Annotated in this window: 11 protein-coding genes; 10 read left to right on the top strand and 1 reads right to left on the bottom strand. The window is 42.1% G+C overall.

The features are described from left to right. Positions 1-123: 123 nt before the first annotated feature. Positions 124-585: a hypothetical protein gene (locus CZ434_RS04870; protein WP_077622077.1), complete on the top strand. Its 462-nt coding sequence runs from the start codon at positions 124-126 to the stop codon at positions 583-585. Positions 586-633: 48 nt separating this feature from the next. Here CZ434_RS04870 and CZ434_RS04865 read toward each other — a convergent pair whose 3' ends face one another. Then, positions 634-2,352: an Rqc2 family fibronectin-binding protein gene (locus tag CZ434_RS04865; protein WP_077622076.1), complete on the bottom strand. Its 1,719-nt coding sequence runs from the start codon at positions 2,350-2,352 to the stop codon at positions 634-636. Between the two features lie 89 nt (positions 2,353-2,441). Here CZ434_RS04865 and CZ434_RS04860 point away from each other — a divergent pair, with 89 nt between their 5' ends. From CZ434_RS04860 to rsmB, 9 genes are all read left to right on the top strand, one after another. Further along, complete coding sequence (locus tag CZ434_RS04860; RefSeq protein WP_077622075.1) at positions 2,442-5,087, top strand: calcium-translocating P-type ATPase, SERCA-type; 2,646 nt, start codon at positions 2,442-2,444, stop codon at positions 5,085-5,087. Between the two features lie 133 nt (positions 5,088-5,220). Further along, a complete protein-coding gene (locus CZ434_RS04855; protein WP_077622074.1) occupies positions 5,221-6,102 on the top strand; it encodes a YicC/YloC family endoribonuclease in 882 nt (293 codons plus the stop codon). Between the two features lie 75 nt (positions 6,103-6,177). Next, entirely contained in the window at positions 6,178-6,438 is a 261-nt protein-coding gene (remA, locus tag CZ434_RS04850; protein WP_077622073.1) for an extracellular matrix/biofilm regulator RemA, read from the top strand. Positions 6,439-6,453: 15 nt separating this feature from the next. Continuing rightward, complete coding sequence (gene gmk / locus CZ434_RS04845) at positions 6,454-7,074, top strand: guanylate kinase (RefSeq protein WP_077622072.1); 621 nt, start codon at positions 6,454-6,456, stop codon at positions 7,072-7,074. Then, positions 7,071-7,280, top strand: coding sequence for a DNA-directed RNA polymerase subunit omega (gene rpoZ, locus CZ434_RS04840; RefSeq protein WP_077622071.1), 210 nt, complete (start codon positions 7,071-7,073; stop codon positions 7,278-7,280). Before gmk ends, rpoZ begins: the two co-directional genes overlap by 4 nt. 182 nt (positions 7,281-7,462) lie before the next feature. Next, positions 7,463-8,668, top strand: a complete 1,206-nt coding sequence (gene coaBC / locus CZ434_RS04835; RefSeq protein WP_077625071.1) for a bifunctional phosphopantothenoylcysteine decarboxylase/phosphopantothenate--cysteine ligase CoaBC — start codon at positions 7,463-7,465, stop codon at positions 8,666-8,668. After that, positions 8,665-11,073, top strand: coding sequence for a primosomal protein N' (gene priA, locus CZ434_RS04830; protein ID WP_077622070.1), 2,409 nt, complete (start codon positions 8,665-8,667; stop codon positions 11,071-11,073). The genes coaBC and priA overlap by 4 nt, the downstream gene beginning before the upstream one ends. A 25-nt stretch (positions 11,074-11,098) precedes the next feature. Then, positions 11,099-12,046 (top strand): methionyl-tRNA formyltransferase, encoded by a 948-nt coding sequence (fmt, locus tag CZ434_RS04825; RefSeq protein WP_077622069.1) that lies wholly within the window; start codon positions 11,099-11,101, stop codon positions 12,044-12,046. After that, positions 12,039-13,391, top strand: coding sequence for a 16S rRNA (cytosine(967)-C(5))-methyltransferase RsmB (rsmB, locus tag CZ434_RS04820; RefSeq protein ID WP_077622068.1), 1,353 nt, complete (start codon positions 12,039-12,041; stop codon positions 13,389-13,391). The genes fmt and rsmB overlap by 8 nt, the downstream gene beginning before the upstream one ends. The last annotated feature ends 49 nt before the right edge of the window (positions 13,392-13,440 follow it).

Below are 13,440 nucleotides of genomic sequence, written 5' to 3'. Positions count from 1 at the left end.
ATCTATTCTTGGAGCCCGGCAATGATGCCGGGTTTTCTTTTGTTTAAGTTCCCTAATACTGTGGTAAATGTAATTTATAGATAAATAATTATTATGTTCAGAATTTATAAGGAGTGAAAAATCATGCAAAATCAAGAACAGCAAAACAGTAAATTAATGGTCGGTATGGCAGCCGGTGCATTGGCAGGAGCCGCTATAGCCATGCTAAACTCTAATACCCGCTCAAAGGTTAAGAATAATGTCAGCGGGATGAAAGATTCGGTGACTAAAGTCGCAGGAGACATCAGGGAAAATCCTCGGGAAACAAAGGATCAATTGATGGAACGAGTGAAAGAAGCATCTGATACGCTAAAAGAGGCAATCACTACCGTACAAGAAGTTTACAATAAAACCAACAGCAATCTTCGCAGCGAAATGAAAGATGTTCAAAACGATACACAAGAAGCTGTGACGACTGTGAAAGAGGCCAGCAATTCATTGAAGGATGCCGGAAATAAAGTAAAAGAAGCGAAGGAAGAATTGGTAGAGGGCGGTTCTTCTGAGCAAGAGGACGATCGTAATAGACAAAATTCCCCTCTTCAATAACATGGTTTAAAAAAAGGAAGTTCCGGAGTAAAAGGAACTTCCTTTTATTTATTTTTTATCATTTAATCTTAGTTTTTCGATAATAGATACTTCCGGTGTGACAAACAAAGTCTTTTGATTATCGTATGTGACAAAACCTGGTTTTGCACCATTCGGTTTTTTGACATGCCGAATGAGTGTGTAATCAACCGGTACAGAGGAAGAATTCTTCGATTTACTAAAATTGGCGGCTATTTGTGCCGCTTCTTTCAGCGTTTCCTCGCTAGGATTTTTGTCTCGGATAACCACATGGGAACCAGGAATATCTTTCGTATGAAGCCAGATATCATCGCGCGCAGCCATTCTGTTGGTCAAGTACTCATTCTGTTTGTTGTTTTTTCCTACTAGAATCACTGTTCCGTCAGTAGCATAAAATTGCTCTGGCTCTGGTTTCGTTTGTTTTTTTGATTTCTTTTTTGACTTGGTCTTGGTCTTTAAATAACCTTCTTCGCGGAGTTCTTCCCGAATTTCTTCAATATCCTGTTCTCTGGCACCCTCGATTTGTTGTATTAATTCATCCAGATATTGAATTTCTTTATTCGCTTTTTCGATTTCCTGTACGACAACTTCCTTGGATTTTTTCAATTTTTGGTAAGTTTTGAAATATCCTTGGGCATTTTCGCTCGGGGTCTTGTTCGGGTTCAATGGAATCTCGATTTCTGCCTGCTCTGGGTCATAATAATCAATGACCTTTGCAGATTGATCCCCTTGTTTGACCGTATGCATATTTGCTGTCAACAGTTCGCCAAGCCGTTGATGATGATCTGCTTTTTCGGCCTTTTTTATTGTCTGTTGATGTTTTTTTATTTTTCGTACATTTTTTTCCCGTTCATTCTTCAAAAAACGATGCAGATCGCCTGCTTGCTGTTTTACCCGATCGCGCTCCGCTTTACCAGAGTAGTATCGATCAAGCATTTCACTGACAGTGTCGTATAACTTTGCATGTTCTCGCCAGGAGATCAAGGGAATAACGTAGAAATCTTCTTTCTGGTTTTGATTTATAGCAGGTTGATAATTATGCTCAAGCAATCTTGACTGGATATCAATAAACACATTTTTGTATTTATCCGATTCCCCCAGTTTCGCTCTCTCGATAATATCTCGAGCAATCAATGGAGAGAATCCCATGAATTTGTCGACAATCTGTTTATCCAGCATCCCTGCATTGAAATCAAGTTTTTTCACAAAATCCTCAGCACTGAGTTCAACCGGGTTGATTTTTCCTTGATCTGGTGGAAGTTTATACAGATGCCCAGGCATAATTGTCCGATGCCTGTTAAGGGCAGGCGGAACATGTTTTATGCTATCAAGGATATGTCCTTTTTCCCTGTCGATCAGCAGGATATTACTGTGTTTTCCCATCACTTCTATGATCAGAGTTTTGAAAGTTTCGTCTCCTATTTCGTTCTTGCCCTTAAAATGGAAGGAAACGATCCGTTCGTTCTCATGCTGTTCGATTTTTTCTACAAAGCTGCCTGCCAAGTGTTTTCTTAATAACATGCAAAACATCGGTGGCTCTTTTGGGTTGTGATAACTGTCTTCCGTCAAATGGAAGCGTGCATAACTCGGGTGTGCCGAAAGCAAGAGGGAATGGTTGGTCCCCTTGCTTCTGATCGTTAAAATAAGTTCTGTTTCTGTTGGTTGATAAATTTTCATTAGCCGCCCTGCTGTCAATGTGTAATTCAATTCATTCGTGACAGCACGGGTAACTATTCCATCAAAAGCCATGGAATCACCTCGCTCCGTAATTATAGCATTTTTCTGGACAAGTCTGAATAGATATACAAAAGACAGACTTGTACATGGAGGAATGCTATGTGAAATGGTACCAATTATCTGGAGAAGAAATAGAGAAGAAACTGGGTGTGGATACAAAAACAGGGCTTACGATGCAGGAAGCGGACACAAGAAGAAAGAAATTGGGAGCAAATGTACTGGAGGACGGGAAAAAAACTTCGCTTTGGCTTGTTTTCTTAAAACAATTTCAGGATTTTATGGTATTGGTTTTACTTGCCGCCACACTTGTTTCGGGTTTGCTGGGAGAGTATGTTGACGCAATCGCCATTATGTTTATCGTTTTGATAAATGGCTTCATCGGTTTTTTCCAGGAACAGAAAGCTGAAAAATCGTTAGCGAAACTGAAAGAGTTATCGGCACCGTTAGCGCAAGTCCGGAGAGATGGGAAATGGATGAAAATACCATCAAGCGAATTAGTGGTCGGCGATATAGTCAAGATGAACAGTGGCGACAGGGTTCCAGCTGACATCAGAATACTCGAGTCAGGAAGTATGGAACTGGAAGAGTCGGCGTTGACGGGCGAATCACTGCCGGTAGCCAAACAAGCTCAGTCGTTGAAGGCGGATAACCTGGAGCCTCAAGATCAAAAAAACATGGTGTTCATGGGAACGTTAGTCACAAGGGGAAGCGGGTTGGGAATAGTGGTCGGGACCGGGATGAAGACTGCTATGGGGCAGATTGCCACTTTGCTTGTGGAAACAGAAGAAATGTCGACACCTCTTGAAAGAAAACTGGCTGAGCTTGGTAAAATTTTGATACTTGTAGCATTGCTTCTGACTGCGTTTGTCGTCATCATTGGTGTCTACCAAGGGCATCCTCTTTACCAGATGTTTTTAGCGGGTGTTTCATTGGCAGTCGCTGCCATTCCCGAGGGCTTACCTGCTATTGTGACTGTCGCACTCTCTCTCGGTGTTCAAAGGATGATCAAGAAGAAAGCGATTGTCCGCAAATTGTCGGCTGTAGAAACATTGGGCAGTGCATCAGTCATTTGTTCTGATAAAACCGGGACCATGACCGAAAATCAAATGACTGTAAAGGAAATTTTCATGCCTTCCAGTTGTGTACAGGTGACCGGTGAAGGATATGATGTCAATGGTTCTTTTTATGAAGGAAATAAAGAAACCTCCAGTACGGAATTGAAGTCTCTGCTGCTATACGGGTCTTTGTGCAACAATTCCAGTCTCGAACAAAAAAAGGGAAGATGGTATGTTGATGGGGATCCGACCGAGGGTGCTTTGTTGGTTGCGGCGAGAAAAGCTGGATTAGATGTCGCTGATACAGCTCGATTTAAAATACTCAAAGAAATCCCCTTCGATTCGGATAGAAAACGAATGACTGTTTTAGTGGAAGATGAACACGGCAATCGTCTCGCCATCTCGAAAGGCGCCCCCGATGTCTTGCTGCCAAGAATGTCCTTTCTGTTCGATGGAAGTAGACGGGCGATTAAAGCGAATGACATCAAAAAAATAGAAACCGCAATCGATGAAATGGCTGGTAAAGCTTTACGGACAATAGCGATTGGTATCAAGACAGTTACCACTGACCTCATTCCTGACGAGTTTGCCTTGGAAAAAGATTTGACTTTCATCGGGATAACCGGAATGATCGATCCACCTCGTAAAGAAGTAAAAGCAGCTATTGCGGAATGCCGGGATGCTGGTATCAAGACAGTAATGATTACCGGGGATCACTCGAAAACAGCTCAGGCAATTGCAAGTGATCTCCAATTGCTTCCTCCGGGAGGGAAGGTGTTGGAAGGACACCAACTGTCTGCTATGACACAAGATCAGTTAAGCGAAGTCATAGAGGATGTCTATGTGTTTGCCCGAGTCACACCGGAACACAAATTGAAAATCGTCAAAGCATTTCAGAAAAAAGGCCATGTCGTGGCGATGACGGGAGACGGGGTGAATGATGCCCCTGCCATCAAAGCGAGCGATATAGGGATTAGTATGGGGAATAGTGGTACGGATGTGGCAAAAGAAGCCTCTGCTTTAGTTTTAATGGATGACAACTTTGCAACGATAAAATCAGCTATAAAAGAAGGACGGAATATCTATGAAAATATCAGAAAGTTTATCCGTTACCTTTTAGCATCCAATGTAGGAGAGATATTAGTGATGCTGTTTGCGATGATCCTTGCTCTTCCGCTGCCTCTGATACCAGTCCAGATTTTATGGGTGAACCTTGTCACAGATGGGCTTCCTGCCATGGCATTGGGACTAGATCAACCGGAGGAAAACGTGATGAAAAGAAGGCCCAGAAGCCCGAAGGAGGGCGTTTTTTCCAGGGGATTGGGTTTTAAAATTATCAGCAGGGGGATAATGATCGGCTTGGTGACGCTAGTTGCTTTTATGACTGCTTATCAAGGAAATCCGGACAATCTACGTTATGCCCAAACAATTGCCTTTACGACCTTGGTTATGGCCCAGCTTATCCACGTGTTTGATTGCCGGAGCGATAAGTCCGTTTTTGCCAGGAATCCATTCCAAAATCTTTATTTAGTCGCAGCCGTAATATCTTCTGTGTTGTTATTGCTCGTGGTTATTTATTTCCAGCCTTTGCAAGAAGTATTCCATACGATGGACCTTGTTTTGAAAGATTGGTTGTACATTCTGGCCCTTGCTGCCATTCCTACAGTTCTGTTCGGCTTTACAAAGAAATAAATCATTTGCAGAAGGCTGCCGGTATGGCAGTCTTTTGTTTTTTATCCATTCATTTTATAGGCACAAGCCTGGTTTTTTGTTATGATTACGTTGGAATAATCGGCAGAAAATCCCGAAAATGGATGTGAATAGCATGGTTAGGAGCATGACCGGTTACGGAAGGGCCGAAATATCTTCAGGCAGTATAGTCGTAACTGCAGAAATAAGAAGTGTCAATCACCGATTTTTAGATGTGTCGACCAAATTACCGAGAGCTTCCCTATCAATGGAAGATTCGATTAAACGAATCGCAAAAAAACATTTTCGCAGAGGTCGGTTCGATATATTTGTTAATCTGGAAGAGGAAGGGGATGGCAGCCGTACAATCGAGATAGATTGGAACTTAATGGATCAATACATAGAAAAATTGCGAGAGGCCAAGGAAAGATATGGCTTGGCGGGGGAAATCCCTGTCAGCATGGTTACTGATTTGGATCAATTGTTTTTGGTTAAAGAACAAGAAAAGGTAGATGAAGATTTGCAAAGTGTTGTTCTACAAGCTGTCGAGAAAGCATGCAGCCAAGTCTCTGAAATGAGGGAAGAAGAAGGGAAAGAGTTAATACAAGATATCAAGAGACGGATTGAGTTTTTACAAAATACTGCAAAGTGGTTGGGAAAACAAAGAGATATTGTTATAATGGAGTATCGAGAAAGAATCAGCAACAGGATTGCTGAATATGTTCAGGAAGATTTTTTGGCCGATGAATCACGGATCATACAGGAAATAGCTTTACTGGCTGAAAAAGGAGACATCACAGAGGAATTGACCAGGCTTAAAAGCCATATTGAACAATTTTTGAATACGATTTGTCTTCATGATGCGATTGGAAGGAAGCTGGACTTTATTGTACAAGAAATGCTGCGGGAAACAAACACAATCGGATCCAAATCGAATGATGTCAAAGTCAGTGAATGGGTGATTGCTGTAAAGAGCGAATTAGAAAAAATAAAAGAACAAGTGCAGAATATTGAATGAGGTTATTTTTCCCCAATATGGGAATAATAATAGACTCTATCTATCGTGCAAGGCAGTTCTAAAGGGGGAGCAATTGTGAGTTTACGTTTAATTAATATCGGATTTGGCAATGTGGTGTCCGCAAACCGGATTATCTCCATTGTTTCACCAGAATCCGCTCCAATAAAGAGAATCATCACGGTGGCCAGAGATACTAATAAATTAGTGGATGCTACATATGGCCGCCGAACTAGAGCCGTTATCATTACGGACAGTGATCATGTCATTTTATCAGCTGTACAGCCCGAAACGGTTGGTCAGCGTGTAATAAGTCATGAAGATATATCGGATGAATAGCTAGGAGGAAGAAATTTGATTGAAGAGAAAGGGATTTTATTTGTACTTTCAGGCCCTTCCGGTGTGGGGAAGGGAACTGTCCGCAAAGCACTTTTCGAATTGGACACGGAACTGCAGTATTCCATTTCCATGACGACAAGAGACATCCGTCATGGTGAAACAGAAGGCGTGGATTATTTTTATAAAACCAAGCAGGAGTTCGAAAATTTAATTGCTGACGAAAAATTGCTTGAATATGCACAATATGTAGGCAATTACTATGGAACACCGAGAGATTACGTGGAAGAGACTCTTGAAAAAGGAAAAGATGTATTTCTCGAAATTGAAGTGCAGGGTGCACTTCAAGTGAAAAAGAATTTCCCGCAGGGAGTTTTCATTTTCCTTATTCCTCCGAGTCTTGAGGAGTTGAAGAACCGGATTGTCGGTAGAGGAACGGAGACAGAGGAATTAGTCAAAAACAGGTTGTTAGAAGCAAAAAAAGAAATCGACATGATGGATGCTTATGATTACGTGGTCGTAAACGACAGAATTGAATCTGCCGTCGAAAAGATCCAATCGATTGTTAGAAGCGAACATTGTAAGAGAGAGCGGGTTGCAAGAGAATACAAAAAAGCATTGGAGGCTGATTTAGGATGATGCTAGAACCATCTATCGACTCACTACAAGAGAAAATCAATTCAAAATACACTTTGGTTACATTGTCTGCCCGACGCGCGCGTCAAATGCAGGAAACCAAAAAGATTCTGGTGGAAAGGCCTAAATCACATAAGTATGTTGGTATGGCTTTGGAAGAAATCGAGGAACAAAAACTTGGTGTCCGCGGCGGCATTACCGAAGATTAATGCTGTCCTTTCTAACTATCACCGATAAAGTACAATAAATGGTCAACCCTTGCTGAATGTAAATCGGCAAGGGTTTCCTTTTGACCTGGCATGGAACCAAGAGACTGTACTTTTTCCCTGAAATGCAGTTTTGTGATATAAATAAGGGAAAAGACAGGGCAAGGGAAAGGAGGAAAGCAATGATGATCAATGGAAAAAAAATCGTACTAGGTGTTGCTGGGGGTATCGCTGCGTATAAGGCTTGTGCGTTGACCAGCAAACTTACTCAGCAGGGAGCCGACGTGAAAGTTATCATGACAGAAAATGCACAGCAATTTGTCTCGCCACTCACATTTCAGGCACTATCACGCAATCCTGTATTTACAGATACATTTGATGAAAAAGACTCTGCTAAAATAGCCCATATTGATTTAGCCGATTGGGCGGATATATTTGTTATCGCTCCTGCAACTGCCAATGTTATCGGCAAAATTGCAGGAGGTATCGCGGATGATATGCTGTCCACCACCTTGTTGGCGACTGAAGCGGAAGTTTATATTGCTCCTGCCATGAATGTACATATGTATGCCCATCCTGCTGTGATGGAGAATATGAAAAAGCTGGAAGCCTGGGGGTATAAGTTTATAGAACCAGGCAGTGGGCTGCTTGCCTGTGGATATGTTGGCAAAGGGCGGCTGGAGGAACCAGAAGAAATCATGAAAGTTATCGCTACCGACCAAGAGAACAAAAACTTGTTGAAAGGAAAGAAAGTGTTGATATCTGCCGGACCTACAAAAGAAAGAGTCGATCCGATCAGATATTTTACCAACCATTCTTCTGGCAAGATGGGATTTGCATTGGCCTCTGAAGCAGCCAAAATGGGAGCTGAAGTGACGATGGTTTCTGGACCTGTGAACTTGGAAACACCTGCAAGAGTTAAGAGAGTCGATGTGGAAAGTGCAGAGCAGATGTATGAAGAAATGATCCGTTTATATCCGGAGCAAGATGTGGTCATCAAAGCCGCAGCCGTAGCTGATTACCGTCCTGTCGTTGTCTATGATGAAAAAATGAAAAAGAAACAGGGCGGACTGACGATTGAAATGGAGAGGACAAATGATATTCTCAAAGAATTAGGTCGGCGGAAGACGAGCCAATTCCTGGTGGGATTTGCAGCTGAAACAATTAATCACATGGAGTATGGAAGAAAAAAGTTAGTGGATAAGAATCTGGATGCGATAGTAATCAATAATATAAAAGAAACAGGCGCCGGGTTTGGAGCAGATACCAATGTCGTCACCTATATTAATAAATTCGGTGACATCAAAGAAATGGAACTCGCGAAGAAAACTGATATTGCCAGCAAGATTTTAGACGAAATCTCGAAAGGTTTGAAGGAGGCTTCAGATTGAACATCGCAAAAGTAGTAGTCGATGTTCCTTCCTCCCAAACAAATCGCCTGTTTGACTATAAAGTTCCAGCCCATCTGAGAGATATGATTAAACCCGGGATGCGGGTCATTGTCCCATTCGGACCGAGAAAAATAATGGGCTATGTGCTCAGGCTTGCATCAGACTCTCAATTCGACAAACTGAAGTATATCACTGACACGATGGACGTCACCCCTGTTTTAACCGGTGAACTGCTTGAACTTGGGAAATGGATTTCTGAACAGACATTGAGTTATTATATTTCGGCATACCAGGCAATGCTTCCGCAAGTGCTTAAAGCAAAATATAAGAAAGAACTGCACAGGCTTACAGAAGAAGAGCTACCGGAAAATTTGGAAAAACTTTTTGCCGGCAGGGATTTTCTTGCTTATGAAGAGTTTATAGAAAGAAAAGGGAATCTGGGTCTCTTACAAAAAGCCATTCAAGAAGGTTTAATCGAAGTGAATTACTTAGTCAAATCCCGTGAAACGAAAAAAACGGAAACAATGCTTTCCATCTCAAAAGAGCCTATTCTTATCGAACAAGCCATTGCTGAGTTGCCGAAACAAGCAGTTAGACAGAAAGAACTTTTGTCGCAGATGCTCGAGATGGATGGTCCTGTTAGTCAGAAGGAATTGCTTTCACGACTTCATACGACCAGATCTTCTTTGAAACCTCTGATTGACAGAGGGTTAATCACTGAATTCAAACAGGAAATATACAGAAATCCTTATCAGGATGAAAATTATCCAAGAACGACCGCATTGCCTTTAACAGATCAACAGGAGGCGGCGATAAAACCTGTCCATAAATCTATAGAAGAAAATGAACACGAGGTTTTCTTGCTGCACGGCGTAACGGGAAGCGGCAAAACAGAAGTGTATCTTCAATCCATTCAATCAGTAATTGACAAAGGACAAGAGGCGATTGTTCTCGTACCTGAGATAGCATTGACTCCCCAAATGGTGCAGCGGTTTAAAGGAAGGTTCGGTTCGAAAGTAGCAGTTTTGCACAGTGCTCTATCTGCCGGCGAAAAGTTCGACGAATGGAGAAAAATCCAGCGGAAAGAAGTACAAGTGGTAGTAGGTGCAAGATCCGCCATTTTTGCTCCTTTTGAAAACCTGGGTATCATTATCATTGATGAAGAACATGAGACAAGCTATAAACAAGAAGATCATCCAAGATACCATGCGCGGGATGTCGCCATTCATCGAGGAAAATATCATGCATGTCCTGTTATTTTAGGCAGTGCAACTCCGATGTTGGAAACCTATGCGCGCGCCCAGAAAGGGGTTTATCGTTTACTCACTCTCTCGAAACGGATGAACAATGCCACCATGCCAGTCGTGCACCTTGCGGATATGCGGGAAGAACTACATGCAGGCAATAGATCTATGTTTTCCAGGCAGCTTAAAGAAGCAATTGAAGAACGGCTTGCAAAGAAGGAACAAATCGTTTTGTTTTTAAACAGGCGTGGTTATTCCACCTTTGTGATGTGCAGAGATTGCGGCCATGTGATGGAATGCCCGCACTGTGATATAGCATTGACCTATCATCGGAATTCAGAGAGACTGAAGTGCCATTATTGTTCTTATGAAGAACGAATGCCCAACAAATGTCCGGAATGTGAGAGTAAAACTATCCGCTATTTTGGAACAGGAACCCAAAAAGTGGAGGAGTCTTTGACCAAATTAATTCCGCAAGCAAGGATTATCAGGATGGACGTTGATACGACCAGAAAAAAAGGGTCCCATGAAAAATTACTTAATCAATTTGCAAACAAAGAAGCCGATATATTGCTTGGCACCCAAATGATTGCCAAAGGACTCGATTTCGCAAATGTTACATTGGTTGGTGTGCTTGCTGCCGATTCCTTACTGCATCTACCCGATTTCAGGGCCGCGGAGAAAACCTTCCAGTTACTAACGCAAGTAAGTGGAAGGGCTGGCAGGCATAGTCTTCCGGGCGAAGTAGTGATTCAGACATACACACCGGAACATTACAGTGTGGAAATGGCTAGCCAATATGATTATGAGAACTTTTACAGGAAAGAAATGGGAATGCGAAGGTCTTTTCATTATCCTCCTTATTATTATTTGTCATTGATTACTGTCTCTCATTCCAATCAGGTGAAAGTGATGGAAGTGACCAAAAAAATCGTCCAATTTTTAAACAATAAGCTCTCGGCTCAGACGACCATTCTCGGCCCTACTCCGTCGCCACTGACCAGGATCAAAGATAGATATCGTTTTCAATGCATGATAAAATACAAAAATGAACCAGACCTTAGGAAAACTATCCGTAAAATGCTCACCATTTTTGAAGAGGATACCAAGCAGAACGATCTCTTAATCAGCGTTGATATGCAACCATATCAGTTGATGTGAAGTATAAGAAGGAAAGGAGCAGGACATGAAACGAATTGTTTTTATGGGAACGCCGGACTTCGCTGTTCCGGTGTTGCGTATGCTTATCGAAGAAAAATATGAGGTGGTCTTGGCGGTTACACAACCGGACAGGCCGAAAGGAAGGAAAAAAGAGCTGACACCTCCACCTGTCAAAGTCGAGGCAGAGAAACACGGCATCCCTGTTTTCCAGCCAGAAAAAATTAAAAACGAATACCAGCATGTCCTCGAATACAAGCCGGATTTGATTGTCACCGCTGCATTCGGTCAAATTTTGCCGGTCCAGCTTCTGGAACATCCAGAATACGGATGTATTAACGTACATGCTTCTTTACTTCCGGAATTACGGGGCGGCGCTCCAATACATTATGCTATTTTACAAGGTAAAAAGGAAACAGGTGTAACAATAATGTACATGGTGGAAAAATTGGATGCAGGCGATATTCTTACGCAATCCAGAGTTGAAATCACGGAAGAAGATCATGTCGGAACACTTCATGACAAATTGTCTGTCGCAGGTGCTTCCTTATTAAAGGAAACCCTGCCCAAACTATTTAATCATGAGTTAAAACCAATCAAGCAAAATGAAGCCCTTGTGTCGTTTGCCTCGAATATCAAAAGATCTGACGAAGAGATCGACTGGGAACGGGATCACAAGGAAATATATGACCAGATTCGCGGACTGCACCCTTGGCCGGTTGCATTCACTTATTATGATGGAAAAGTGATGAAAATCTGGTGGGGCGAGCCGCTCGAAGAAACATTTAGTGGTGAACCAGGTGAAATTATCCGCTTGGATAATGATGGTTTTGTCGTGTTGTGTGGTGATCATAAGGGGATAAAGATAACGAGTCTCCAACCGGCAGGTAAAAAGAAAATGACAGCCGGGGACTTTTTAAGAGGTACGGGAAACGGCCTGAATACTGGGGACAGGTTAGGAGTCAACAATGCCTAAATACCAATTGAGACAGACTGCATTAGATATTTTGGTAAGAGTCGGGGAAGGTGGAGGCTTCAGTCACTTGTTAATCGATCAATCGATTAAAAAGAAAGGAATGAGCCAGAGAGATGAGTCATTACTGACTGAAATTGTGTACGGGACGATTCAGAGAAGGCTTACTCTTGATTACTATCTGTCAGGCTTTATCAAAGGTAATAAAAAGATGGAGCCATGGGTTAAATGGTTGTTATATATGTCTGTTTATCAGATGATTTATTTGGATAAAGTGCCCGAACACGCCATCATCCATGAATCAGTGGAAATTGCCAAGCAAAGAGGACATAGAGGTATTTCTTCGATGGTAAATGGGATCTTAAGAAACGTTCAGCGTAAGGGAGTTCCGGATACTGACAAAATAAACGATACGGCCAAGAGGCTTGCCATAGAAACAAGCCATCCCGAGTGGCTTGTGAATCGCTGGGTCGAAATGTATGGACCGGAAACCACCGAGAAAATGTGCCGGACGAATTTACTTCACAAACCGATGAGTGTAAGGGTGCAGCCGTTGAAGATTGATCGATCTTCTGCCATTGAGAAACTGGAGGCAGAAGGATATGAAACGGAACCCTCTCTCTTTTCTGGTCAAGGAATTAATATATTGAAAGGCAATATTCTCAAAAGTGATTTATTTCAAGCAGGATATCTAACTGTTCAGGATCAAAGTTCTATGCTTGTTGCGGAAATGCTTGATTTAAAGAAAGGCATGAAGGTTCTCGATGCATGCAGTGCCCCAGGAGGGAAGACGACACATATAGCCGAGAAGATGGAGAACGAAGGAGAAGTCTTTGCCTATGACCTGCATGCGAAAAAAGCAAAAGTTGTTGCAAAGAGAGCTTTGGAGCTTGATTTACATATTATAAATGCACATCAGGCAGATTCTCGTCAGTTATCCAGTCTTCATGGGGACGAAAGCTTTGAAAGAATCCTTCTTGATGCACCATGTTCGGGGCTTGGAGTTTTAAGGGGAAAACCGGATATCAAGTACCATAAACAGGAAAAAGACATCCGGTCCTTGTCGGAAATTCAACTTGAATTATTGGAAAGTGTATCCTCTTTATTAAAAAAAGGTGGTAAACTATTATATAGTACGTGTACTGTGGATAAAACTGAAAATGAACAAGTTGTCGAAAAGTTTCTTGCATCACATGAAGACTTCGAAATAGATGATGACTTTACAAGCGATCTGCCTGAAGGACTGCGCAGTGCTGAGGGTTTGACAAAGTGGGGATTGCAATTGTTCCCGCATGATTTCAATACAGATGGTTTTTTTCTTACACGTTTAGTTAAGAAAACGGACTGATCTGTGATAGATGAGGATTAGTGTCGGCAACGTACAGGAGACGAGGTGA

This window comes from Sediminibacillus massiliensis (assembly GCF_900156915.1).
GTDB classification, from domain to species: Bacteria; Bacillota; Bacilli; order Bacillales; family Amphibacillaceae; genus Sediminibacillus_A; species Sediminibacillus_A massiliensis.
Note: the sequence above shows the minus strand (reverse complement) of the source record. Positions and strands in the feature narration are given on the sequence as shown.